General features: G+C 67.2%; 21 protein-coding genes. 18 read left to right on the top strand and 3 right to left on the bottom strand.

The window, feature by feature from the left end; genetic code table 11:
* Positions 1-40 precede the first annotated feature (40 nt).
* The 6 genes from ASD37_RS05590 to ASD37_RS05565 all read left to right on the top strand — a co-directional run bounded on the left by ASD37_RS05590 (position 41) and on the right by ASD37_RS05565 (position 7,247).
* Entirely contained in the window at positions 41-1,906 is a 1,866-nt protein-coding gene (locus ASD37_RS05590) for a fatty acyl-AMP ligase (RefSeq protein WP_056548895.1), read from the top strand.
* A gap of 24 nt (positions 1,907-1,930) precedes the next feature.
* Positions 1,931-2,971, top strand: a complete 1,041-nt coding sequence (locus ASD37_RS05585; protein WP_056548893.1) for a cellulase family glycosylhydrolase — start codon at positions 1,931-1,933, stop codon at positions 2,969-2,971.
* A 66-nt stretch (positions 2,972-3,037) separates the two neighbouring features.
* The gene (locus tag ASD37_RS05580; protein WP_056548891.1) at positions 3,038-3,886 is read left to right on the top strand and encodes a siderophore-interacting protein; all 849 of its coding nucleotides are present in this window, start codon (positions 3,038-3,040) and stop codon (positions 3,884-3,886) included.
* A gap of 23 nt (positions 3,887-3,909) precedes the next feature.
* The gene (locus tag ASD37_RS05575) at positions 3,910-5,088 is read left to right on the top strand and encodes an alpha-hydroxy-acid oxidizing protein (protein WP_056548888.1); all 1,179 of its coding nucleotides are present in this window, start codon (positions 3,910-3,912) and stop codon (positions 5,086-5,088) included.
* A complete protein-coding gene (locus ASD37_RS05570; protein WP_056548886.1) occupies positions 5,085-6,242 on the top strand; it encodes a zinc-binding dehydrogenase in 1,158 nt (385 codons plus the stop codon). The genes ASD37_RS05575 and ASD37_RS05570 overlap by 4 nt, the downstream gene beginning before the upstream one ends.
* Positions 6,243-6,359: 117 nt before the next feature.
* Positions 6,360-7,247: a tyrosine recombinase XerC gene (locus tag ASD37_RS05565; RefSeq protein ID WP_370072474.1), complete on the top strand. Its 888-nt coding sequence runs from the start codon at positions 6,360-6,362 to the stop codon at positions 7,245-7,247.
* On the opposite strand, the gene ASD37_RS05560 is transcribed toward ASD37_RS05565, so the two are convergent.
* The gene (locus ASD37_RS05560; protein WP_056548884.1) at positions 7,195-7,719 is read right to left on the bottom strand and encodes a M23 family metallopeptidase; all 525 of its coding nucleotides are present in this window, start codon (positions 7,717-7,719) and stop codon (positions 7,195-7,197) included. The genes ASD37_RS05565 and ASD37_RS05560 overlap by 53 nt on opposite strands.
* Before the next feature lie 310 nt (positions 7,720-8,029).
* Here ASD37_RS05560 and rpsB point away from each other — a divergent pair, with 310 nt between their 5' ends.
* From rpsB to ASD37_RS05520, 8 genes are all read left to right on the top strand, one after another.
* Complete coding sequence (rpsB, locus tag ASD37_RS05555) at positions 8,030-8,869, top strand: 30S ribosomal protein S2 (RefSeq protein WP_056548882.1); 840 nt, start codon at positions 8,030-8,032, stop codon at positions 8,867-8,869.
* A 10-nt stretch (positions 8,870-8,879) separates the two neighbouring features.
* On the top strand, positions 8,880-9,695 hold the full coding sequence (gene tsf / locus ASD37_RS05550; RefSeq protein WP_056548880.1) for a translation elongation factor Ts: 816 nt from the start codon (positions 8,880-8,882) through the stop codon (positions 9,693-9,695).
* 114 nt (positions 9,696-9,809) lie between these two features.
* Positions 9,810-11,252, top strand: coding sequence for an amidase (locus ASD37_RS05545; RefSeq protein WP_056548878.1), 1,443 nt, complete (start codon positions 9,810-9,812; stop codon positions 11,250-11,252).
* Between the two features lie 150 nt (positions 11,253-11,402).
* Entirely contained in the window at positions 11,403-12,566 is a 1,164-nt protein-coding gene (locus ASD37_RS05540) for an ABC transporter permease (RefSeq protein WP_235567974.1), read from the top strand.
* Between the two features lie 2 nt (positions 12,567-12,568).
* Positions 12,569-13,135, top strand: a complete 567-nt coding sequence (locus ASD37_RS05535) for an FtsX-like permease family protein (protein WP_056548874.1) — start codon at positions 12,569-12,571, stop codon at positions 13,133-13,135.
* 3 nt (positions 13,136-13,138) lie between these two features.
* Positions 13,139-13,879 carry an ABC transporter ATP-binding protein gene (locus ASD37_RS05530; RefSeq protein WP_056548872.1) on the top strand — a complete coding sequence of 247 codons (741 nt, stop codon included), beginning with the start codon at positions 13,139-13,141 and terminating at the stop codon, positions 13,877-13,879.
* Positions 13,880-13,969: 90 nt separating this feature from the next.
* On the top strand, positions 13,970-15,436 hold the full coding sequence (locus tag ASD37_RS05525; protein WP_156720766.1) for an APC family permease: 1,467 nt from the start codon (positions 13,970-13,972) through the stop codon (positions 15,434-15,436).
* Positions 15,437-15,440: 4 nt separating this feature from the next.
* Positions 15,441-17,456 carry a primary-amine oxidase gene (locus ASD37_RS05520; protein WP_056548868.1) on the top strand — a complete coding sequence of 672 codons (2,016 nt, stop codon included), beginning with the start codon at positions 15,441-15,443 and terminating at the stop codon, positions 17,454-17,456.
* Between the two features lie 13 nt (positions 17,457-17,469).
* Here the strand turns inward: ASD37_RS05520 and ASD37_RS05515 are convergent, their stop codons facing one another.
* Positions 17,470-17,886: a MarR family winged helix-turn-helix transcriptional regulator gene (locus tag ASD37_RS05515; RefSeq protein ID WP_056548866.1), complete on the bottom strand. Its 417-nt coding sequence runs from the start codon at positions 17,884-17,886 to the stop codon at positions 17,470-17,472.
* 46 nt (positions 17,887-17,932) lie between these two features.
* Between ASD37_RS05515 and ASD37_RS05510 the strand changes: the two genes are divergently transcribed.
* The 4 genes from ASD37_RS05510 (at position 17,933) to ASD37_RS05495 (ending at position 20,941) form a co-directional block, all read left to right on the top strand.
* Positions 17,933-18,619: a class I SAM-dependent methyltransferase gene (locus tag ASD37_RS05510; protein ID WP_056548862.1), complete on the top strand. Its 687-nt coding sequence runs from the start codon at positions 17,933-17,935 to the stop codon at positions 18,617-18,619.
* A 75-nt stretch (positions 18,620-18,694) separates the two neighbouring features.
* Positions 18,695-19,435: a UMP kinase gene (pyrH, locus tag ASD37_RS05505; RefSeq protein ID WP_056548859.1), complete on the top strand. Its 741-nt coding sequence runs from the start codon at positions 18,695-18,697 to the stop codon at positions 19,433-19,435.
* Between the two features lie 36 nt (positions 19,436-19,471).
* Positions 19,472-20,029, top strand: coding sequence for a ribosome recycling factor (frr, locus tag ASD37_RS05500; RefSeq protein WP_056548857.1), 558 nt, complete (start codon positions 19,472-19,474; stop codon positions 20,027-20,029).
* 33 nt (positions 20,030-20,062) lie between these two features.
* Positions 20,063-20,941, top strand: a complete 879-nt coding sequence (locus ASD37_RS05495) for a phosphatidate cytidylyltransferase (RefSeq protein ID WP_056548854.1) — start codon at positions 20,063-20,065, stop codon at positions 20,939-20,941.
* Here the strand turns inward: ASD37_RS05495 and ASD37_RS05490 are convergent.
* Positions 20,852-21,793, bottom strand: coding sequence for a DMT family transporter (locus ASD37_RS05490; RefSeq protein WP_200959771.1), 942 nt, complete (start codon positions 21,791-21,793; stop codon positions 20,852-20,854). The genes ASD37_RS05495 and ASD37_RS05490 overlap by 90 nt on opposite strands.
* Between the last annotated feature and the right edge of the window lie 169 nt (positions 21,794-21,962).

Here is a 21,962-nt window from a genome sequence, read left to right as displayed (position 1 = left end):
CTGGTCATCCAAAGGTTAGCCACTCTACTATTGTCGGCCTATGGGTCGGGAAGCCTTGCAGGACAACATTGATCAATCCGAGAGTGCCCTCGGCGACTTTCTGGACGCCGAAGGCAATGTCGCGATCCCCGATGGGGTGACGCTGATTTCGCACTTGGACCGCAACACACGTGAGCTCGGCGGCACGCCGGCGTACCGGTTTCTGGACTACTCCCGTGAGGACGACGGATCGGCGATCGAACTGACCTGGACCGAACTCGGGGATCGGGTGCGAGCCGTCGCAGGTCGGCTCCAGCAGGTGACCACGCCGGGGGAGCGCGTGGCGATCCTGGCTCCTCAGGGTCTCGACTACGTGGTGGGCTTCTTCGCCGCGGTCCAGGCGGGGTGCATCGCCGTGCCGCTGTTCGCACCCGAATTCGCGGGCCAGGCCGAACGGCTCGAATCGGTGATCGCCGACGCGACTCCCTCGGTGATCCTGACGACGAGCCCAGCCGCAGAATCGATTACGACATTTGTCCGCAAGCGTCCTCGGAGCCTCCGCCCACGAATCATTGCCGTCGACGCCGTCCCCGACACGGTCGGCGACCTGTTCAGCCCCGTGCACCTGGCCACCGACGACATCGCCTATCTGCAGTACACCTCCGGGTCGACGCGCGCCCCGGCCGGCGTCGAGATCAGCCACCGGGCCGTGTGTACCAACGTCGCCCAGATGATTCTCGCCGGTGGGCTCGACACCGACATCCGCAGTGTGAGTTGGCTGCCACTCCACCACGACATGGGCCTCGTGATGATCATGTTCCCGGCCTTGTGCGGAGGACACATCACCCTGATGTCACCGCAAGCCTTCGTGCGGCGACCGCGCCGGTGGATCAAGGCACTTGCGGACGAGGGTGCCCACGGTCGAACCTTCGCGGCCGCACCCAATTTCGCGTTCGCGCTCGCCGCCCAGCGCGGGCTGCCCGCCGCGGGTGAAGCCCTCGACCTCAGCAACGTGGTCGGGTTGCTCAACGGATCGGAGCCGGTCACGCCGACGGCCGTCGACCAGTTCGTCGCGGCGTTCGCCCCGTACGGCCTGGCCCGCAGCGCCATCAAGCCGTCCTACGGCATGGCCGAAGCGACGCTGTCGGTCGCCAGCATCGCCCCGGACGCCGAGCCGACCGCGATCTTCCTCGACCGCGAGGCGCTGTCGGCGGGCCGGGCCGTTCCGGTGGACCCCGCCGCACCGAACGGCGTCGCCCACGTCTCCTGCGGTCAGATGGTGCGTAGCCAGTGGGGCGCGATCGTCGACCCCGAGCACGGTTCGGAGCTGGCCGACGGGTCCATCGGCGAAATCTGGTTGCACGGCAACAACATCGGGGGCGGCTACTGGCGCAGGGAACTCGAGACCGAGCAGACGTTTCGCAACAAGCTGCTGGTGCGGTTGGCGAGCGGCAGCCACGCCGAGGGAGCCCCGCACGACGGCCTCTGGTTGCGAACCGGTGACCTCGGCGTCTACCTCGACGGCGAGCTCTACCTCACGGGCCGCATGAAGGACCTCATCATCGTCGACGGCCGCAACCACTATCCGCAGGACATCGAGGCGACCGTCTCGGAGAGCTCGCGGGTGGTCCGGTCCGGCTACGTCGCCGCCTTCACCGTGCCCGCCGACGTGCTTCCTCATCGGCCCGCGCACGACTCCGGCGAACGAGTGGTGATCGTCGCCGAACGCGCCGCCGGGGCGGGGCGCGTGGAACATGCCGCCGTGGTCGCCGACATCACCGCAGCGGTGGCGCGCCGTCACGCCGTCGCCGTCGCGGACGTGCGGATCGTTGCCGCGGGCTCGATCGACCGCACCACCAGCGGCAAACTGGCGCGCCAAGCCTGCCGCGCCTCCTATCTCGCGGACCTGCCGTCGACCTCTGGTTGAGCGGGGCTCCGGTAAGTTGACCGCATGCGCGGCGTCGGAACGTGGGGCCGCTGCCTTTCCGTAATGGTCCTGGTCGTCACGATGACCGTCGCCGGTTGTCGCACCGCCGACGCCGAGCCCGTGGTGCCCGCCGACGGCTACGGATTCAGCGTCGGCGCCTCCCAAATTTGGATGAGCGCCGAGGACGCGGACCGCGAACTCGACGCGGCCGCACTGACCAACGCACGCTGGATGAGGGTGCACGTCGACTGGCACGCCGTCGAGAGGGTCAAGGGCGAATACGACTGGGGCTACGTGGATCACTGGATCGACGGCGCCCGCGCCAGGGGGATGCGGGTCCTCGGCCTGATCACCAACACCCCGGACTGGGCCAAGGCCCCCGGCACTGCGCTGTACGCGCCTCCGATAGACCCGGACGACTACGCGACGTTCGCGGCTGCCGTCGCCAAGCGCTACCGCGACCGCGTGACCGACTGGGAACTGTGGAACGAACCGAACCTGCCTCGGTTCCTCGGCTTCGCCGAAAGTCGCGCCGCCGTCTACGTCGGCCTGCTGAAGGCCGCCTACCCGGCGATCAAGGCGGTGCAGCCCAACAGCACCGTCATCTCGGCGGGGCTCAGCCCCGCCGTCGGCGTCGACGGGCCTGCGAACTTCCTCAACGACATGTACGTCAACGGCGCGAAGGGCTACTTCGACGCAGTTGCCATGCATCCCTACGTCTTTCCCACCGGCCTGGCCGCCGACCCGGACAACGCGTGGTCCGACCTTGCACGCGCCCACGACGTCATGACGCTCAACGGCGACGGCGACAAGAAGGTGTGGATGACCGAGTTTGGGGCGCCCACCTCCGATCCCGCCGCTGAGGGCGTCAGCCAGCAGGAGCAGGCCACGCAGATCCTCGACGTGCTCGCGGGACTGGCCGCCGCGGGGTGGGCCGGGCCGGCGTTCATCTACAGCATTCGCGACGTCGACACCGCCAACCCCGGCAATCGCGAGGACAACTTCGGCGCCCTGCTGACGACGGACTTCCAGCCCAAGTTCACCGCCGGAGTGCTCGCGCGGTAGCCGGCCACCCGACGTCGCCCGCTCGTATAGTCGAAGGCGCCAACCGACGAATGCAAAGAGGTGACTGTGGCAGGCCGTCCGATCCACACCTTAGACGTGGTGCGCAGCGAACAGCTGACGCCCCACATGATCCGAGTGGTTCTCGGCGGGGGCTTCACCACGTTCACTCCCACCGACTTCACCGACTCCTACGTCAAGATCGTGTTGCCACGGTCGGGAACCGACGTCTCCACGCTCCCGACGCCGCTGACCCTCGACAGCTTCAAGGAGCTGCCCGACGAGTACCAGCCCGTCGTCAGGACCTACACGGTCCGCAAGGTCGACCGCGAACGCGGCGAGATCAGCATCGACTTCGTCGTCCACGGCGAGCACGGTGTTGCGGGTCCCTGGGCGGCGTCGGTCAAGCCGGGCGACCCCGCCTACCTGATGGGTCCCAGCGGCGCCTATTCGCCCGACCCCGCCGCCGACTGGCACCTGCTGGCAGGTGACGAGTCGGGGCTGCCCGCGATCAGCGCCGCACTCGAGGCGATGGCGCCGGACGCCGTCGGCTTCGTCTTCGTGGAGGTCAGTGGCCCCGACGACGAGATCGAGTTGGTGGCCCCCGAGGGCGTCCAGATTCGCTGGCTCTACCGCGGCGGTCGCGCCGACCTGGTCCCCGAGGACCGCGCCGGTGACCAGGCACCTCTGATCGAGGCCGTCAAGGAAGTCCTGTGGCGGCCCGGTCAGGTGCAGGTCTTCATCCACGGCGAGGCCCAAGCCGTCATGCACAACCTGCGGTCCTACATCCGCAAGGAGCGCGGCGTCGAGGCGAAGTGGGCGTCGATATCCGGGTACTGGCGGCGCGGTCGCACCGAGGAGACCTTCCGGCAATGGAAGGCCGAGCTGGCGAAAGCGGAGTCTCAGTCCGCCGGTTGAGCCCGGGCTGGCAGGCTTAGGCCATGGCATTCGGTGACTATCAGCTCGAGATCTACCTCCAGGGGCTTTCCGGAGTTCTGCCGTCGTACCCGATGGCGTTCGCCGAACTGGAGGCCAAGGCCCAGGCCGCCATGTCCCCGTCACTGTGGTCCTACGTCGCCGGCGGTGCGGGCGACGAGCGCACGCAGCGGGTCAACGTCACGGCGTTCGAACGCTGGGGCCTGGTGCCGCGAATGTTCGTCGGCGCCAAGGAACGTGACGTCTCGGTCGACCTGTTCGGGATGACACTGCCGTCGCCGCTGTTCATGGCGCCCGTCGGGGTCATCGGTTTGTGCGCGCAGGACGGTCACGGTGACCTGGCGGCGGCGCGGGCGGCCGCCCGCACCGGGGTTCCGATGATCACGTCGACGTTGACGGCCGACCCCTTGGAGGAGGTGGCCGCCGAGTTCGGTGACACCCCCGGCTTCTTTCAGCTCTACACGCCAACCGATCGTGACCTGGCGGCCAGCCTGGTCTCTCGGGCCGAGGCTGCCGGCTACAAGGGAATCGTCGTCACGTTGGACACGTGGATTCCCGGCTGGCGCCCGCGTGACCTTTCGACGTCGAACTTCCCGCAGCTGCGCGGGCACTGCCTGTCGAACTACACCAGCGATCCGGTCTTCCGCGCCTCACTGGCGCAGACCCCCGAGGAGAACCCACAGGCCGCGATCCTGAAGTGGATCTCGGTGTTCGGAAACTCGTTGTCCTGGAACGACTTGCCGTGGTTGAGATCGTTGACGTCGCTCCCGCTTCTCGTCAAGGGCATTCAGCATCCCGACGACGTCCGCAGGGCGGTCGACGGCGGAGTCGACGGCATCTACTGCAGCAATCACGGTGGGCGACAGGCCAACGGGGGACTGCCGGCGATCGACTGCCTGCCTGATGTCGTCGAGGCAGCCGACGGGGTGCCGGTGCTGTTCGACTCCGGCATCCGCAGCGGCGCCGACGCCGTGAAGGCACTCGCGCTTGGCGCGACGGCGGTGGGCGTCGGACGGCCGTACGCCTACGGCATGGCCCTCGGCGGCGCCGACGGCGTGGTGCACGTCCTGCGATCCCTGCTTGCCGAGGTGGACCTCATCATGGCCATCGACGGGTATCCCTCGCTCGACGACCTGGTGCCGGATGCGCTACGGCGCGTCGAGTCGGCGGGAGTGTCCCGATGAGGGCGGTGCGTTGCCTCGACGGCAACCTGGAGGTCGTCGACGTTGACGAGCCGCAGCCGCAGAAGGGGCAACTCGTCCTCGACGTGAATCGCTGTGGCATATGCGGTTCCGACCTGCACGCCCGCCACCACGCCGGTGAGCTCGAAGACGTCATGAAGGCGGTGGGCTACGAGGACTTCATGCGGGCCGACACCCCCGTCGTGATGGGCCACGAGTTCTCCGGCGAAGTCGCCGAGCGGGGACGTGGGGTCGCCAAGGAATTCAAGGTGGGGACGCTCGTCGTCTCGTTTCCCCTGGTGCGCGCCGCAGGCGGGGTGCACCTGACCGGGTTGTCACCGTTGGCGCCCGGCGGCTACGCCGAGCGGGTGCTCGCCGAGGCCGCGATGAGCTTCGTCGTGCCCAACGGGCTGTCGGCCGACGTCGCCGCCCTCACCGAGCCGATGGCGGTGGCCCTGCACGCGGTGCGCCGCAGCGAGATCGGCAAGGGTGACGTCGCGATCGTGATCGGCTGCGGTCCGGTCGGGTTGGCCGTGATCAGTCACCTCAAGGCCTCCGGGGTAAAGACCGTCGTCGCGAGTGACTTCTCCTCCGGCAGAAGGGCTCTCGCGACGAAGTGCGGTGCCGACGTCGTGGTCGACCCGGCCGTCGACTCACCGTACGAACGCGCCGGGAGCAAGGGCATGATCACCAGAGCGCCCGCCCTCTACGAACTGGGGATGGGCTCGATGGAGAAGCTGCGCAACCTTCCCGGGTGGTCACACGTGTACCGTGCCGCCGACGCCCTTGGCGCGGCAGGCCCGAAGCGGCCGGTGATCTTCGAGTGCGTCGGCGTACCGGGGATGATCGACGGCATCGTGGGCGCCGCACCGCTGAATTCGCGTGTCGTCGTGGTCGGCGTCTGCATGGGCGAAGACAAGCTGCGTCCCGCGATGGCGATCAGCAAGGAAGTCGACCTTCGCTTCGTATTCGGTTACACGCCACTGGAATTCCGCGACACCCTGCACATGCTGGCCGACGGCAAGGTCGACGGTTCGCCACTGCTGACCGGCACCGTCGGGTTGGACGGAGTGGAGGCGGCGTTCGACGCCCTTGGTGATCCGGAGACCCACGCCAAGATCATGATCGACCCGGCGAGTGCCGCGGTAGCGCCCTAATTGGTCCGCCGAGACCGGCAGCATCACCGTGTGGTCTCGAATCGGCGACACGAACCGCACGACGAGGCGACGCATCGAGCGGTCTGCGACGGTAGGGGAGTGGCCGTGGCAGTCGAGGTGGTGTTCGAGGAGTTCGACGAATACCTCGCGTTGCAACGCGGCCGTTCGGAGCACACCCGCCGCGCCTATCTCGGTGATCTGCGCTCGTTGTTCGCCTTTCTCGGCGAGCAGCCGTCGTTGGACCGTCTCACGCTCCCGGTGTTGAGGTCGTGGCTCTCCGCGCAGGCCGCGTCGGGGACCGCGCGCACGACGCTAGCGCGCAGAACCTCGGCGGTGAAGACGTTCACCGCATGGGCCTTGCGGCGTGGGCTGATCGAGAGCGATCCCGCGGCACGCCTGCAGGTGCCACGGTCGCGTCGTTCCCTGCCAGCCGTGCTGCGTCAGGACCAAGCGCTTGACGCCATGAACGCCGCCACGTCCGGCGCTCAGCAGGGCGATCCGATGGCGCTGAGGGACCGGCTGATCGTCGAGACGTTGTATGCCACGGGCATTCGCGTCAGCGAGCTGTGCGGTCTCGACGTCGACGACGTGGACACCGGGCAGCGGGTCCTGCGCGTGCTCGGCAAGGGTGACAAGCAACGCACGGTTCCGTTCGGCGAGCCCGTGCTTCGGGCCTTCACCTCGTGGCTAACCGACGGCAGGCCCGCATTGGCCACATCGACCTCGGGTGCGGCACTTCTGCTCGGCGCCAGGGGCGGGCGCATCGACCCGCGCCAGGCCCGCACCGTCGTGCACCAGACCATGGCCGCCGTCGACGGCGCCCCCGACATCGGCCCGCACGGTTTGCGGCACAGCGCGGCGACGCACCTGCTCGAGGGTGGGGCAGATCTCCGCGTCGTCCAAGAGCTCCTCGGTCACTCGTCGTTGGCGACCACGCAGCTCTACACCCACGTCACGGTGGCGCGCCTACGAGCGGTGCACGACCAGGCCCACCCAAGGGCTTGAGTCGAACGGGAGTGGTGACGACGAGGCCCAGCGGGTCGACGTAATCGGCACGCGACGCCGGACCCCACATCGCACCCCAGTGCAGGCACGCCGCGGCACCACAGCCCGGATGGCCGGCGACCACGGCGCCGACCGCGGTTCCCGCGTCGACCAGCTGTCCCGCGCGTACCACCGCGTCCACCGGTTCGTAGGTGGTGCGCAGACCGCCGGGGTGCGCGATCGAGACGAGCGGTCGTCCAGCCAGCTCACCGGCGAAAACGACCGTGCCGGACGCGGCGGCGTAGACCGTCTGACCCGTCGCGGCGGCGAGGTCGACGCCGCGGTGCCCGCGGTTCCAGTTCGGCGCGGGTGCGTCGAACGCCCTGACCACGGCCGGTCTCGGTCGCAGCGGCCAGTCCAGTCGGTCCGCGACGGCGCCCGCAGGTACGGCGGTGAGCAAGCCGATCGCCGTCAACGTCGCAAGTAGTCTCATCGCGCCAGTTCAGCGTGCGAATCGGCGCCAGGGATAGCCGTCAACCGGCATCTGTGGATGAAACGACGACTGTGGACGGCCGCGTGGCAAGAGCACGCATGTCAACGGTGTAAACTCAGTCCCGCAATCCGTGTAAGCGGGTTGACTTCGCGCGCCCGTGCCGCAGCCCCGTACTTCCAGGGTTGCACGCGCATGCCGGTTGGTCCCATGTTGGGGAGTTCCTCGACACGGGTCCGGTATGCAACGGCCGCCAGGGTTTGGCATCACCCGATGCCGGACGACAACCGACTGAAGAAGGACAAAGCCAATCATGGCTGTCGTAACAATGAAGCAGCTGCTTGACAGCGGCGCGCACTTCGGGCACCAGACCCGCCGTTGGAATCCCAAGATGAAGCGATTCATCTTCACGGACCGCAACGGCATCTACATCATCGACTTGCAGCAGACGCTGACGTTCATCGACACGGCGTACGAGTTCGTCAAGGAAACCGTCGCCCACGGCGGCAGCATCATGTTCGTCGGTACCAAGAAGCAGGCGCAGGAGTCCATCGCCGACGAGGCAACCCGTGTCGGGATGCCCTTCGTCAACCAGCGCTGGCTCGGTGGCATGCTCACCAACTTCCAGACCGTGCACAAGCGCCTTCAGCGGATGAAGGAGCTGGAGGCCATGGAGCAGACCGGTGGCTTCGAGGGTCGCACCAAGAAGGAAATCTTGATGCTGACGCGCGAGAAGAACAAGCTCGAGCGCAGCCTCGGTGGTATCCGGGACATGCAGAAGGTGCCCTCGGCGATCTGGATCGTCGACACCAACAAGGAGCACCTCGCGGTCGCGGAAGCGCGCAAGCTGAACATCCCGATCCTTGCGATCCTGGACACCAACTGCGATCCCGACCTGGTCGACTACCCGATCCCGGGTAACGACGACGCGATCCGCTCGGCCGCGCTGCTCACCAAGGTGATCGCCTCCGCGGTCGCCGAGGGGCTCAAGGCCCGCTCGGGTGCCGGCGCCGACAAGGGTGCCGCCGAGGGTGCTGCCGAGCCGTTGGCGGAGTGGGAGCAGGAACTGCTCGCCACCGCCACCGCACCGGCGGCTGCTGCTCCCGTCGAGGCGGCGCCGGTCGCCACCGAGACGCCCACTGAATCTTCGTAGGAGAGAGAAATTGGCGAACTACACCGCTGCCGACGTCAAGCGACTTCGGGAGCTGACCGGCTCGGGCATGCTCGACTGCAAGAACGCCCTTGTCGAAGCCGATGGTGACTTCGAGCGGGCCGTCGAGGTCCTGCGCATCAAGGGTGCCAAGGACGTCGGCAAGCGCGCCGAGCGTGCGACGGCCGAAGGTCTGGTCGCCGCCAAGGGTGGCGCACTGATCGAACTGAACTCGGAAACGGACTTCGTCGCGAAGAACGAAGAGTTCCAGTCCGTCGCCGCGCAGATCGTCAACGCCGCTGCCGAGTCCAAGGCAGCCGACGTCGACGCACTGAAGGCCGCGAAGATCGGCGACAAGACCGTCGAGCAGGTCATCGCCGACCTCTCGGCCAAGATCGGCGAGAAGCTCGAACTTCGTCGCGTCGCCTACTTCGACGGCACGGTCGAGGCGTACCTGCACAAGCGGTCGTCCGACCTCCCGCCCGCGGTCGGCGTCCTCGTCGAGTACACCGGTGGCAACCCCGAGGTCGCGCACGCCGTGGCCCTGCAGGTTGCGTCGATGAAGGCCAAGTACCTCACGCGTGAGGACGTCCCCGCCGAAGCCGTCGCCAACGAGCGTCGCATCGCCGAGGAAACCGCTCGCGAAGAGGGCAAGCCCGAGCAAGCCATGCAGAAGATCATCGAAGGCCGCTTGACCGGCTACTTCAAGGACGTCGTCCTTCTGGAGCAGTCGGCCATCTCCGATGACAAGAAGAGCGTCAAGGCTCTGACCGAGGATGCAGGGTTGACCGTCACGCGGTTCGTCCGGTTCGAGGTCGGCCGCTCCTAGGCGCAACGACTTGAGCGACGCACCAATCGCTCAGCTAGGGAGACCCCGCGTCTCCGCCGGTGATCCCGGTGGACGCGGGGTTTCTCTGTATCCGGGCATTGCTAGCGTCGGGGGATGACCTTGGTTTCGGCATTCGACGACGACGCACTCGGACGACTGGACGCGGTAGGCGTCACCGAGGCCATCCGGTCGGGTGCCGTGTCGCGGATGGAGGTCGTCGAGGCGGCGATCGCCCGCACCGAGAAGGTCAACCATCACCTGAACGGTCTGGCCTACGAGGCCTTCGACGCGGCTCGCGTCCGCGCCGCGGCAAGAACCCCCTACGGCGGCTTCTTCGACGGGGTGCCGACCTACGTCAAGGACAACGCCGCCGTGGAGGGCATGCCGACGATGGAGGGCACCGACGCATGGGAGCCGCGGCCCGAGCTCGCCAACGGCGACTTCGCGCGGACCTACTTGGCGACGGGCCTGGTCGCGCTCGGCAAGACCCAGATGTCGGAGTTCGGCTTCAGTGCCGTCGCCGAACATGCCCGGCTCGGCGCGGTCCGCAATCCCTGGAACACCGACCACACCGCAGGGGCGTCGTCGTCGGGCTCCGGGGCGTTCGTGGCCGCGGGTGTGGTCCCGATCGCGCACGCCAACGACGGCGGGGGGTCGATCCGCATCCCCGCGGCATGCAACGGTCTGGTGGGACTCAAGCCGTCGCGCGGCCGACTGCCCCTGGACGCCGACATGCGCCAGATGCCGATCCGGATCGTCGCCAACGGGGTGGTGACCCGGTCGGTCCGTGACACCGCCGCCTTCTATCGGGAGGCCGAGAACGTCTGGCGCAACCCAAAGCTCGAGCCGATCGGCGACGTGACGCGGCCGGGACGGGCGCGGCTGCGCGTGGCGGTGTTCACCAAGTCCGTCAAACGCGAGTGCAGCCCCGAGGTTCGTGATCACACGCTCCGCACCGCTGCGCTGCTGGAGAGTTTGGGCCACCACGTCGAATACCTCGACGCACCGCCGGTGCCGGAGTCCTTCATCGACGACTTCTTGCTCTACTGGGCGCTGCTGTCGTTCGCCTTGGTCCGGGGCGGCAAGAGTCGGTTCGGTGCCACGTTCGACCGCGCCAAACTCGACAACCTCACCCTCGGATTGGAGGGCTTCGCGGCGGCCAATCTGCACCGGCTTCCGGCGGCAATCGCCAGGCTGGCGACGCTGCGTCGCCGGATGCTGAGCCGGGTGCGGGACTACGACGTGTTGTTGACGCCGACCTTGGCCGACGTGCCGCCGCGTGTCGGGCACCTGGATCCGTCTGCGGACTACGACCAGATCATCGAGCGGTTGGTGGACTGGGTGGCGTTCACGCCGCTGCAGAACGTCACGGGTGACCCAGCAATCTCCTTGCCGCTGAACCACTCCGCCGAGGGGCTGCCCGTCGGCATGATGTTCAGCGCACGTCTGGGTCGCGAGACGACGCTGCTGGGACTCGCCTACGAGCTGGAGGCGGCCGTGCCGTTCCGTTTCGTAGCGGACGGCATCGGTGCGGAATCCGACGTTCAATTACCCTGATAGGCAAAGTTTCCCGTTTTCCGTCACCCAGACGTCGACGAAATCCGTTGTGGGGCGCGACACAACACCGTAATCGGACTTAGGTCGAGTTAACCTTCCGGACATCACCGGTGGCAACCGAAGAAACACGGCGAGCTGAACATCGCCTGTGTGGACCCCACTGCATCGACGACCGTCCGAGGACCGGCGATCGCCACTGCGCCCGGGAATACCTTCGGGTACCTGGTCCGGTTCGCGTTGGCGAACATTCGTCGTCGACCGGAGCGGTTCGTGCTCTCCGTCCTCGGCATCGCACTGGCGATCGCATGCGTCACCATCGTCCGAACCATCTCCTCGAGCTTCGCCATCACCGGTGCCGACTCGGTGACCGACGTGCTCGGCGGTGCCCAACTGTGGGCGGTACCCGCCGCCGGTGTGCACTTCGATCCGGACGCGCAAGCGTTGGTCGCCGACGGACCTGCGCCCGAACTGGCACTGCCCGCCGGGTGGACCGGCGTTCACACCTTGTCCGGCGTGACCGAGGTCAAGGGCGACGCCGTCTCGCTTCGCAGTAGTGACGAAATACCCTCGGGTCAAACCACTCTGGGGTCGGCGCTGGCCGAACGGCTCGGCGTCGCCCCCGGTGACCGGGTGGAGATCGGCGGTCAGAGCCTGGTCGTCGGCGTCGACGGGGACAGCCAATCCGCCATCGTCTCGGCCGACCTCGCCCGGTCCATCGTCGGTGAAAAGGGGTGGTGGACGGTGTTCGCCCCCGACGGCCGGGAGAAGGACCGCACCCTCGCGCAGACATTCGGGGCGGCGACGGGACTGCCGTTCACCTCCGACCCCGCGGTGCTGCCCGACGCCGGTGGCCACGGTCTGATCTACGACACCGTCGGCGGCAGCGGGCCGCTGACCTTCGAGCAGAAGTTCTCGGCGCTGTTCTCCGGCAAGGTGACCAGCTCCACGCTCGGTCTGATTTCGACCATCGGACTCGGACTCGGCTTCGTCATCGCGGTGTCGTCGTTCCTGGCCGCCGTTCAGGAACGCAAGCGCGAATTCGGCATCATGTCGAGCATCGGGCTCGCCGACGAGGTGCTGTACTTCTTCCTCGTCGAGTCGGCCGTCGTCTTCGTGGTCGCCTACCTGGTCGGCATCGCCGGTGCGGGAGCCGCAGTGGCGCTGGTGATTCCGGGCATCGCGACACCGACCGCGTGGCTCCAGGCCTCGGCGATGGTCGCCGCGTTCCTGCCCGCCATGGCGATCGTCGGGGCGCTCGTACCGGTGCACCGGCTGTTGCAGCAGCGACCCGTCGACCTGTTGGGGGACCGCTAACGATGTTGACCAAAGGCCTGGCCTACGGCTGGCTCGCCGCGCGCCGACGGATCGGCGAGATGATCCTGCCGGTCGTCACCACGGCCACGGGTGCCTTCCTGGTGGTGCTGGTATTCGGGATGCAGGACGGCATTCGGGCGCAGTCCGCGTCGCTCGGACATGCCGACGAGATCGGACGGGCCGTCATCCTCATCTCGGTGACCGTCCTGCTGGTCGGCGTCGTCGAGGTCGCCGTGGCCACCACCAGGACGGTTGCCCACCGCACCAGGGAACTCGGCGTACTCGGCGCCAACGGAGTGCCGCGCACCCCCGTCGTCGCCGCACTGCTCGTCGAACCGTTGGTGGCAGCCGTGCTCGGCGCGGTGGTCGGTGCGGCACTGGCCGGTGCCGTCGCCATGGTGCTTGGGGCAACGGGTTTCGTCCCCACCGGCGTCGCCGTCGGCGGATTGCTTCTCGGCGGGGGCATCGCCGTGGTCGTCAGCATCGTCGCCGCGCTGGTCACCAGCGTCGTGCCCACGTGGACCGCAGCGTCGCGGCCACCCATTCGCTCGCTCTCCGGTGGAGGTTGATTCATGACGGTCGTCAACGACGAGAACACTGAGGTCGACGCCGAAGTGGTGGCCACGGCCACCGCACCGACGTCGCCGGTGATCGAGGTCTCCGACGTGTGGAAGCTGCACAAGCTGGGCGACGAGGTGGTCAAGGCCCTCGTCGCCGCCGACCTGCGGGTAATGCCAGGTGAGTTCGTCTGCCTGATGGGGCCCAGTGGAAGCGGAAAGTCCACGCTGCTCAACATCATCGGCGGACTGGACCGCCCCACCAAGGGCTCGGTGTCGGTCGCGGGCAAGGACACCGGGCAGCTCACCGAGAGCCAGTTCGCCGCGCTGCGACACGACACCATCGGCTTCATCTTCCAGAGCTACAACCTGATCCCCTTTTTGTCGGCCGTCGAGAACGTCGAACTTCCCTTGATGTTCGAGCCGTATGACCGGAAGGCGTTGCGCAAGAGGGCAATGGAACTCCTCGAGCTGGTCGGCCTTAGCCACCGGGTGCACCACCAGCCGACCAAGATGTCCGGAGGTGAACAGCAGCGTACGGCCATCGCGCGCTCGCTGATCAGCAATCCGACGTTGGTCCTCGCCGACGAGCCGACGGCGAACCTGGACCACAAGACGGGCGAGACGGTCGTGCGCATGCTGCGCGACCTGTGCTCGACCATGGGCGTCACCGTCGTCGCCAGCACCCATGACCCGATCGTCGCCGAGGAGGCCAGTCGGGTCGTCCGGATGCGAGACGGTCAGATCGTCAGCTGATTCGCCTAACCCGACGAAATCGAAGGAACCACTGTGACTCAAGAGATGGAAGCCGCGCGGCCGTCGGGCACCGCCGATCGCGACGCGTTGATGACGACGGAGCTCGTCCCCGAACAGATTCTGCCCAAGGTGATGAGCACGTTCGGCCTTACCGCGGCCTACGTGTTCATCATCTGCTGGGTGACGGGGTCCTCGGTGATGGCCGCGGGTGGCTGGACGGCGATCCCCATGTGGGTGCTCGGCATCGTCAGCTTCCTGGTGCCCGCAGGCATGGCCGTCGTCGAACTCGGCAACCTGTGGCCCGGCCAGGGTGGGGTGTACATCTGGGCGCACAGAACCATGGGTGAAACCTGGGGATTCGTCGGCGGTTACCTGTCCTGGGTACCGGTGATCCTCAACGCGGCGTCCTCGCCCGCGGTGGTGCTGCAGTTCCTGCTGCTGGCCTTCCACACCGAGCTGGGGCTGACGACCAGCATCATCCTGCAGCTGGTGATCCTCTGGACGGTCGTCGGTCTGGCGCTGGCGAAGCTCGCCGCCAACCAGAAGATCATGAACGTCGTGTTCGTCGTCTACGGCGTGCTGACGCTGACGATCTTCGTCTGCGGTCTGCTGTTCGCGGTCAAGAACGGCTCGGCCACGCCGTTCGACTGGCACGAGGCGACGGTGCCGAACTTCGCCGTCGCGGGCTTCCTCTACGGCACGGTGCTGCTGTACCTGCTCGGAGTCGAAACCCCGTACAACATGGGCGCCGAGTTCCTCTCGGTGCGCAAGAGCGGGCCGAAGATGATCCTGTGGGGCTCGACTGCGCTGGTGGCGATCTATCTGCTGACCACACTGGGCACCATGATGGCGCTGCCCGGCGATCAGATCGACCCCGTCACGGGTGTCATCGGCGCCCTGGGCATGTCCGGCTTCCCGGGCTTGATGGAGATCTGCGCCGTCGTGCTGGCCGGCATCATCATCGTGGCGCTGATGACCTACCAGGTCGCCTACTCACGACTGATCTTCGTCTCCGGCCTCGAGCGGCACCTGCCGCGCATCTTCACCCACCTCAATCCGCGCACCCGAAACCCGGTGACGGCCATCCTCATTCAGGGTGTGCTCTCCTCGCTGATCCTGGTCGGGCTGTACTCGCAGAGCAGCATGGCGAACGTGACCATCTACCTGCAGGGCGGTCTGAGCACCGTCTGGCTGCTGTCCGGCTTCTTCTTCCTGATCCCCGTGGTCATCGCGCGTAAGAAGTACGCCGACCGCTACGAGAACGAGAAGTTCTGGCGGATCCCCGGCGGCATGGTCGGCGTGTGGATCGTCGTCGTCGTCGGCACCATCGCCACGATCGGCGGCGTGTACTACTCGTTCGTGACACCCTGGATCGACGTGCCGCAGTCCACCTGGATGACCTGGGTCGGCGGGATCAGCCTCGGCATGTTCGCCCTCGGCCTGATCGTGTTCGTGTTCGGCAAGCGCTCGGCCCGCAAGGTGAGCAAGGAGGACTCGCTGGCGCACCTGGCGGTCTTCGACCTCAAGAAGTCCGAAACAACCACCGACGGAGTCTGAACCGATGACACTGGACAGCACCACTCGCAACGCCGACGCCACCGGGGGCGCCACCGGCTATCCGTTGGACCCACTGACGGGCGACGAGATCCAAGCCGCGGCGGCGATCGTGATGGCCTCCGAATACGCCTCGCCGACATTGAAGTTCGTGATGATCCAGCTGGCGGAGCCGGCAAAGACCGCCGAGCTGACGTTCGCCGGCGCCGACGTACCCCGCTGCGCCTTCGCCACCATGTACGACGCCGCGGCGAAGCTGATCTACGAGGCGGTCGTCGACCTGGGCGCCAGCATGGTCGAGTCGTGGAAGGCCATACCCGGCCGCTTCCCGTCCTACCTGGTCGAGCACATGACCGGAGTGGAGGAGAAGGTCCGCGAGGATCCGCGGTGGCAGGAGGCGATGCGCAAGCGTGGCATCACCGACTTCAGCCTGGCGATGATCGACCCGTGGCCGGCCGGTTACTACGGTGCCCTCGACCACTACGACAACTCGCCGCTGGTCTGCCGGCCGCTGACGTTCATGCGCGCGGCGCCGTCCGAACACGGTTACGCGCGGCCCGTCGAGGGCCTGATCGTCACGTTCGACCTCGACGCCATGGTGGTCGTCGACGTCGAGGACCACGGTGTCGTCCCGATGCCGCCGACCGCGGGCAACTACGACGAGCGGTTCATGTTCGACCCGAACAACCGGCCGGCGTTCACCGAATTCCGGTCCGACGTCAAGCCGATCGAGATCACCCAGCCCGAGGGCCCCAGCTTCACCGTCGACGGGTGGCAGGTCACGTGGCAGAAGTGGTCGCTGCGCATCGGATTCAACCCGCGCGAGGGCCTCACGCTGCACGAGGTGACCTACACCGACCGTGGTGAGACCAGACCGATCATGTACCGCGGGTCGTTGTCGGAGATGGTGGTGCCCTATGGCGACACCTCGCCGACGCACTGGAACAAGAACGTCTTCGACATGGGCGAGGTCGGAATGGGCTTCTCGGCCAACCCGTTGACGTTGGGCTGCGACTGTCTCGGCGAGATCCACTACTTCGACGGCACGGTCAACGACTCCGACGGCAACCCCGTCACGATCCCGAACGCCATCTGCATGCACGAGGAGGACTACGGGATCTCCTGGAAGCACACCGACTTTCGCACCGGCGAGGTGGAGGTGCGGCGCTCGCGGCGGTTGGTCGTGTCGATGATCTGCACCGTCGGCAACTACGAGTACGGATTCTTCTGGTACTTCTACAACGACGCGTCGATCGAGGTCGAGGTCAAGCTGTCCGGCGTGCTCACCACCGGCTCGATCGCCGAGGGTGAGGTGCCGCGGTGGGGCAAGCTCGTCGCCCCTGGTGTCTACGGACCGAACCATCAGCACTTCTTCAACTTCCGGCTCGACATGAGCGTCGACGGTCCGGGAAACAGTGTGTACGAGGTGGATTCGATCCCCGAACCCGATCCGGCACTCAACCCGCACCACAACGCGTGGATCACCCAGGACACCCTGGTGGCGTCGGAGGCCGAAGGTGCCCGTGACTGGGACTGGAAGACGGGCCGCTACTGGAAGATCACCAACCCGTCGAAGAAGAACGAACTCGGCAGCCCGACGGCCTACAAGCTGGTGCCCAAGGACATCGTGCCCGTCATGGTGCAGGAGGGTTCCTACATCTACGACCGGGCACGGTTCATTCAGCACAACCTGTGGGTGACGAAGTACGACGAGGCGGAGAAGTTCGCCGCGGGGGACTACATGTACCAGTCCGCCGACGCGCAGGGCCTGCCGGAGTTCGTCGCCGACGACGCGCCGCTCGAGGACACCGACGTGGTGCTCTGGTACACCCTGGGCGCCCACCACGTGGTCCGGCCGGAGGACTGGCCCGTAATGCCCTGTGCGTACACGGGATTCCACCTCAAGCCGATCGGCTTCTTCGACGGCAACCCGGCACTGGACATTCCGCCGACGCCGCCGAAGGCGTGCCACGGTGCGCACCACGCGGGGCTGCCCGTTGCGGAGCGGGCGCTGGAGTCCTAGCTGGTCAGTACACCTAGCCCAGTTCGGCGAGCAGGCGCCGGAAGTGACGCCGGTCCTGCTCGCTCAACGGCGCCAACACCTTTCGCTCGGCCTCGCGCACGCCTGGGTCGACGTCGACGAGCAGCGCGACGCCGTCCTTCGTCAGCTCCGCGGGCAGGGACCGGCCCGCCGCCACGGTGGCGGGGCGGGTTACCAGGCCGCGGTCCTGAAGGCCGCGGAGCACCATGTTCATCGCCTGCGGCGAGACGTTGGCGTCGCGCGCCAGTTCGGCGTTGGACCGCCCGGGCGAGTGCGACAGGATCCGCATGCAGATGTATTGCGGGAAGGACAGATCGAGCGGTTCGAGCACGCCGGCGATGACTTCGGTGCGCAGGGCGGCGGCGACCCGGACGAGGAGCATGCCAAGCGGTTGGTCGTCGCGTGCGCTCATGTCAACTATCTTGACACATATCAACTAGGTTGATAAGCATGACGGTATGAGCAATCCACTCGAAGTCATGTTCGACGCCGCCTACCGGGGCGAGGCGGAGCAATTGGGTCTCGGCACCAAGCCGCCGTGGAGCATCGGTGAGCCACAACCCGAGATCGCTGCGCTCATCGACGCCGGCAAGTTCCACGGCGACGTGCTCGACGCCGGCTGCGGCGAGGCCGCGACCGCCATCGCGCTCGCCGAACGCGGCTTCACCACCGTCGGGCTCGACCAGTCCGCGACCGCGATCGACATGGCGCGCGCCGAGGCCGCCCGACGCGGCCTGACCAACGCCACCTTCGACGTCGCCGACATCAGCGCGTTCACCGGATACGACGGACGCTTCGGCACCGTCGTCGACTGCACGCTGTTCCACTCCATGCCGGTCGAACTGCGCGACGGCTATCAGCAGTCGATCGTCCGCGCCGCCGCGCCCGGCGCGTCGTACTACGTCTTGGTGTTCGACCGTGCCGGGATGCCCGAGGACGTCCCGATGAACCCCGTCACCGACGAGGAACTGCGCGACGCGGTGTCGAAGTACTGGGTCGTCGACGACGTCCGGCCTGCCCGCATCCACGCCACCGCCGCTCGGAATCCCGCCGCGTCGGCCGAATTCGCCGGCTCGGGCGTCCGCGACGAGGGCAACGGCCGCATGTCGATGCCCGCATGGCTGCTCTCGGCGCATCTGGGTTAGCACTTACCCCTTCGCTCCTCCCGTCGAGCCGTTTGGCAGGATTGGGGACACTCGCGTGCGGACCGAAGGAGTGTCATGGCGGAAACGGTCCTGGCGGACCCAGCTGAGCAGCCGGGCTATTCGCGCGTCCTGCTCAAATTGGGCGGCGAGATGTTCGGCGGGGGACAGGTCGGCCTCGACCCCGACGTGGTCGCCCTGGTGGCCCGGCAAATCGCCGAAGTGGTGCGTGGCGGCGTGCACGTCGCAGTGGTCATCGGCGGAGGAAACTTCTTCCGCGGTGCCCAGCTCCAGCAGCGTGGCATGGAGCGCAGCCGCTCCGACTACATGGGCATGCTCGGCACCGTGATGAACAGCCTTGCGCTGCAAGACTTCCTGGAGAAGGAAGGCATCGACACCCGGGTGCAGACCGCCATCACCATGGGCCAGGTCGCCGAGCCATACATCCCCGGTCGCGCCCGTCGGCATCTGGAGAAGGGGCGTGTCGTCATCTTTGGCGCCGGCATGGGCCTGCCCTACTTCTCGACCGACACCACGGCCGCGCAACGTGCGCTCGAGATCGGCGCCGACGTCGTCTTGATGGCCAAGGCGGTCGACGGCGTCTACACCGACGACCCACGGACGAACCCGGACGCCGAGCTGCTCAAGACCATCACCCACCGGGAAGTCATCGACCGCGGCCTGCAGGTGGCCGACGCGACGGCGTTCAGCCTCTGCATGGACAACCGCATGCCGATCCTGGTGTTCAACCTGCTCGTCGACGGGAATATCGCCCGTGCGGTGGCGGGTGAGAAGATTGGGACGCTGGTCACCACCTAACGGGTGGGACGAGCGACAGCGACGGGAGAATATGAAGTGATCGACGAAACCCTCTTCGAAGCCGAGGAGAAGATGGAGAAGGCGGTCTCGGTCGCTCGGGACGACCTGTCGTCCATCCGCACCGGTCGCGCCAATCCCGGCATGTTCAACCGGATCAAGATCGAGTACTACGGCTCGCCGACGCCGATCACCCAGCTCTCCAGCATCAACGTGCCGGAAGCCCGGCTCGTCGTCATCAAGCCCTACGAGGCGAACCAGTTGCGCCCCATCGAGGATGCGATCCGCAACTCCGATCTCGGTGTCAACCCGGGCAACGACGGCAACGTCATCAGGATCTCGATCCCACAGCTGACCGAGGAACGCCGCCGCGAACTGGTCAAGCAGGCCAAGGGCAAGGGCGAGGACGCCAAGGTCACCGTGCGCAACATCCGCCGCAAAGCCATGGAAGAGCTCGCACGCATCAAGAAGGACGGCGAGGCCGGCGAGGACGAGGTCGGGCGCGCGGAGAAGGACCTCGACAAGAGCACCCAGACCTACACCGCCCAGATCGACGACCTGGTGAAGCACAAAGAAGGCGAGCTGCTGGAGGTCTAGGTCGCAGTAGACCTGACCTTCAGCAACAGCACGGTGGCAGACACCGACACGGCCTCCACCGACGGAGCCGGGACACCCGAGCCCACGAAGAAGGCGGGCCGGGCGGGACGCAACCTCCCCGCCGCCATCGGGGTAGGAGCGTTCCTCGGCTTCGGCGTCATCGCGATTCTGGTGTTCGCGCCGTTGGGCTGGGTTCCTGTCGTGGCCCTCGCGATGGCGGTCGCCACCCACGAGGTCGTGAAGCGACTGCGGACGGCGGGATACTCGATCCCGATCGTCCCGCTGCTCGTCGGCGGTCAGGCCATGGTGTGGTTGACGTGGCCCTTCGGCCCCGCCGGCGCCCTTGGCGCGTTCGGTGCCACGGTCGTGGTCTGCATGATCTGGCGGTTGCTCTCCGGTGGCATGAAGAACGCCCCGGTGAACTATCTGCGCGACGTCACCACGACCATCTTCCTGGCCGCCTGGATTCCGCTGTTCGGGGCGTTCGGCGTGCTGCTGGTCTATCCGGAGGACGGCCGCTGGCGCGTGCTCTGCCTGATGCTCGGCGTCGTCTTCTCCGACATCGGTGGCTATGCCGCAGGGGTCCTGTTCGGCAAGCACCCGATGGTGCCGGCGATCAGCCCGAAGAAGTCCTGGGAGGGCTTTGCCGGGTCGCTGATCTTCGGGACCGCCGCGTCGGTGCTGGCCGTGACCTTCCTGCTGGAGAAGCCGGCCTGGGTCGGCATTCCGCTGGGACTGATGCTCGTCATCACCGGCACGCTCGGCGACCTCATCGAGTCTCAGGTCAAGCGCGACCTGGGCATCAAGGACATGGGTACGCTGCTACCCGGCCACGGCGGGCTGATGGACCGGCTCGACTCGGTCCTCCCGTCGGCTGTCGCGACGTGGGTCGTCCTGACGCTTCTTGCGTGACGCCCGCGAGTTGAGCCAGCAGGCCACCGCTCCCAGCACCAGACCCACCCCGACACCGACGTCCACCCGCTGTCCCAGCATCAGCCAGGACAGCACGCCCGCCACGGCGGGGATCACGCAGAACAACATGGACACCGCCGCGGCGCCGTGCAGGTTGATCGCCCGCACGTACAGCGAGACGCCAAGGGTCGCGTTGAGCAGCACCACGCCGGCCACCGCGAACGCGGCCTTCGTCGGATCGTGCACCGCGAATGGCGTCGTGACCGTGAGGGCAACTGCCGGTATGAGCGCGACCACGTTCTGCACGGCGGTCGAGGCGCGGAAGTCGACGTCGGCGCAGAACCGCTGCTGGTAGACCCCGCCGGCCGCCAGCCCGACCAGTGCGACCAGGAGCAGCAGCACGGCGGGGTCGACGCCTCGCTCGGAGATCAGCCGACTGGCGCAGGCCGCGAGCACCGCGACGACGCCGAGCACCAGCGCCAGGATTCGCAGCGGCGTGAGGCGGTCCTTGAGGAACGCCGCAGCGAGCATCGCGGTGGCAACGGGATTCATCGCGACGACGACGGCGCACAGGACGGCGGGCGCCCCATGCTGGATGGCCAGATAGAGCGCACAGAACTGCACCGCCTGCATCAGCAGACCCGTGACGGCGACGTGCCCGAGCACGCGCCCCCTCGGCCAGCTCACCTTGGCCAGCGCGGCCCACGACCCGAGGATCACCCCGGCCAAACCGAAGCGAAAGGCCAGCACGGCCATCGGGGTCATCGCGTTGACCGCCATGTTGCCGATCGGGTAGCCGAGCGCATAGAAGAACGTCACGGCCACCGTCGTTTGGATCGGCATGCGCTGCATCGGCATGCGGGTGGGGGTCATGGACCCATCGTGCGGACGGCCGTCGACGGCGTCCAACGAATATCGCTGATCGCATTCGATCGCCTGTGCTGATCGATTGGCCGTGGAAGCGCGACGAAGAGTCAGTGAAAACGCTTGTCTTTGATCGTCGGTGCTGATCGGAGTACCT

It is taken from the genome of Mycobacterium sp. Root135 (assembly GCF_001426545.1).
In the GTDB taxonomy this organism is placed as follows: domain Bacteria; phylum Actinomycetota; class Actinomycetes; order Mycobacteriales; family Mycobacteriaceae; genus Mycobacterium.
This window is presented reverse-complemented; position numbering and strand designations above follow the sequence as displayed.

Bases quoted from the DNA above. Each gene is read 5' to 3' on its own strand.
- ASD37_RS05490 (WP_200959771.1), bottom strand. From the start codon at position 21,793: ATGCAGCGCATGCCGATCCAAACGACGGTGGCCGTGACGTTCTTCTAT.
- ASD37_RS05530 (WP_056548872.1), top strand. From the start codon at position 13,139: ATGACGGTCGTCAACGACGAGAACACTGAGGTCGACGCCGAAGTGGTG.
- ASD37_RS05520 (WP_056548868.1), top strand. From the start codon at position 15,441: ATGACACTGGACAGCACCACTCGCAACGCCGACGCCACCGGGGGCGCC.
- ASD37_RS05585 (WP_056548893.1), top strand. From the start codon at position 1,931: ATGCGCGGCGTCGGAACGTGGGGCCGCTGCCTTTCCGTAATGGTCCTG.
- ASD37_RS05535 (WP_056548874.1), top strand. From the start codon at position 12,569: ATGTTGACCAAAGGCCTGGCCTACGGCTGGCTCGCCGCGCGCCGACGG.
- ASD37_RS05545 (WP_056548878.1), top strand. From the start codon at position 9,810: ATGACCTTGGTTTCGGCATTCGACGACGACGCACTCGGACGACTGGAC.
- ASD37_RS05525 (WP_156720766.1), top strand. From the start codon at position 13,970: ATGACGACGGAGCTCGTCCCCGAACAGATTCTGCCCAAGGTGATGAGC.
- ASD37_RS05510 (WP_056548862.1), top strand. From the start codon at position 17,933: ATGAGCAATCCACTCGAAGTCATGTTCGACGCCGCCTACCGGGGCGAG.
- pyrH (WP_056548859.1), top strand. From the start codon at position 18,695: ATGGCGGAAACGGTCCTGGCGGACCCAGCTGAGCAGCCGGGCTATTCG.
- ASD37_RS05560 (WP_056548884.1), bottom strand. From the start codon at position 7,719: ATGAGACTACTTGCGACGTTGACGGCGATCGGCTTGCTCACCGCCGTA.
- ASD37_RS05515 (WP_056548866.1), bottom strand. From the start codon at position 17,886: ATGAGCGCACGCGACGACCAACCGCTTGGCATGCTCCTCGTCCGGGTC.
- ASD37_RS05590 (WP_056548895.1), top strand. From the start codon at position 41: ATGGGTCGGGAAGCCTTGCAGGACAACATTGATCAATCCGAGAGTGCC.
- ASD37_RS05570 (WP_056548886.1), top strand. From the start codon at position 5,085: ATGAGGGCGGTGCGTTGCCTCGACGGCAACCTGGAGGTCGTCGACGTT.
- ASD37_RS05575 (WP_056548888.1), top strand. From the start codon at position 3,910: ATGGCATTCGGTGACTATCAGCTCGAGATCTACCTCCAGGGGCTTTCC.
- rpsB (WP_056548882.1), top strand. From the start codon at position 8,030: ATGGCTGTCGTAACAATGAAGCAGCTGCTTGACAGCGGCGCGCACTTC.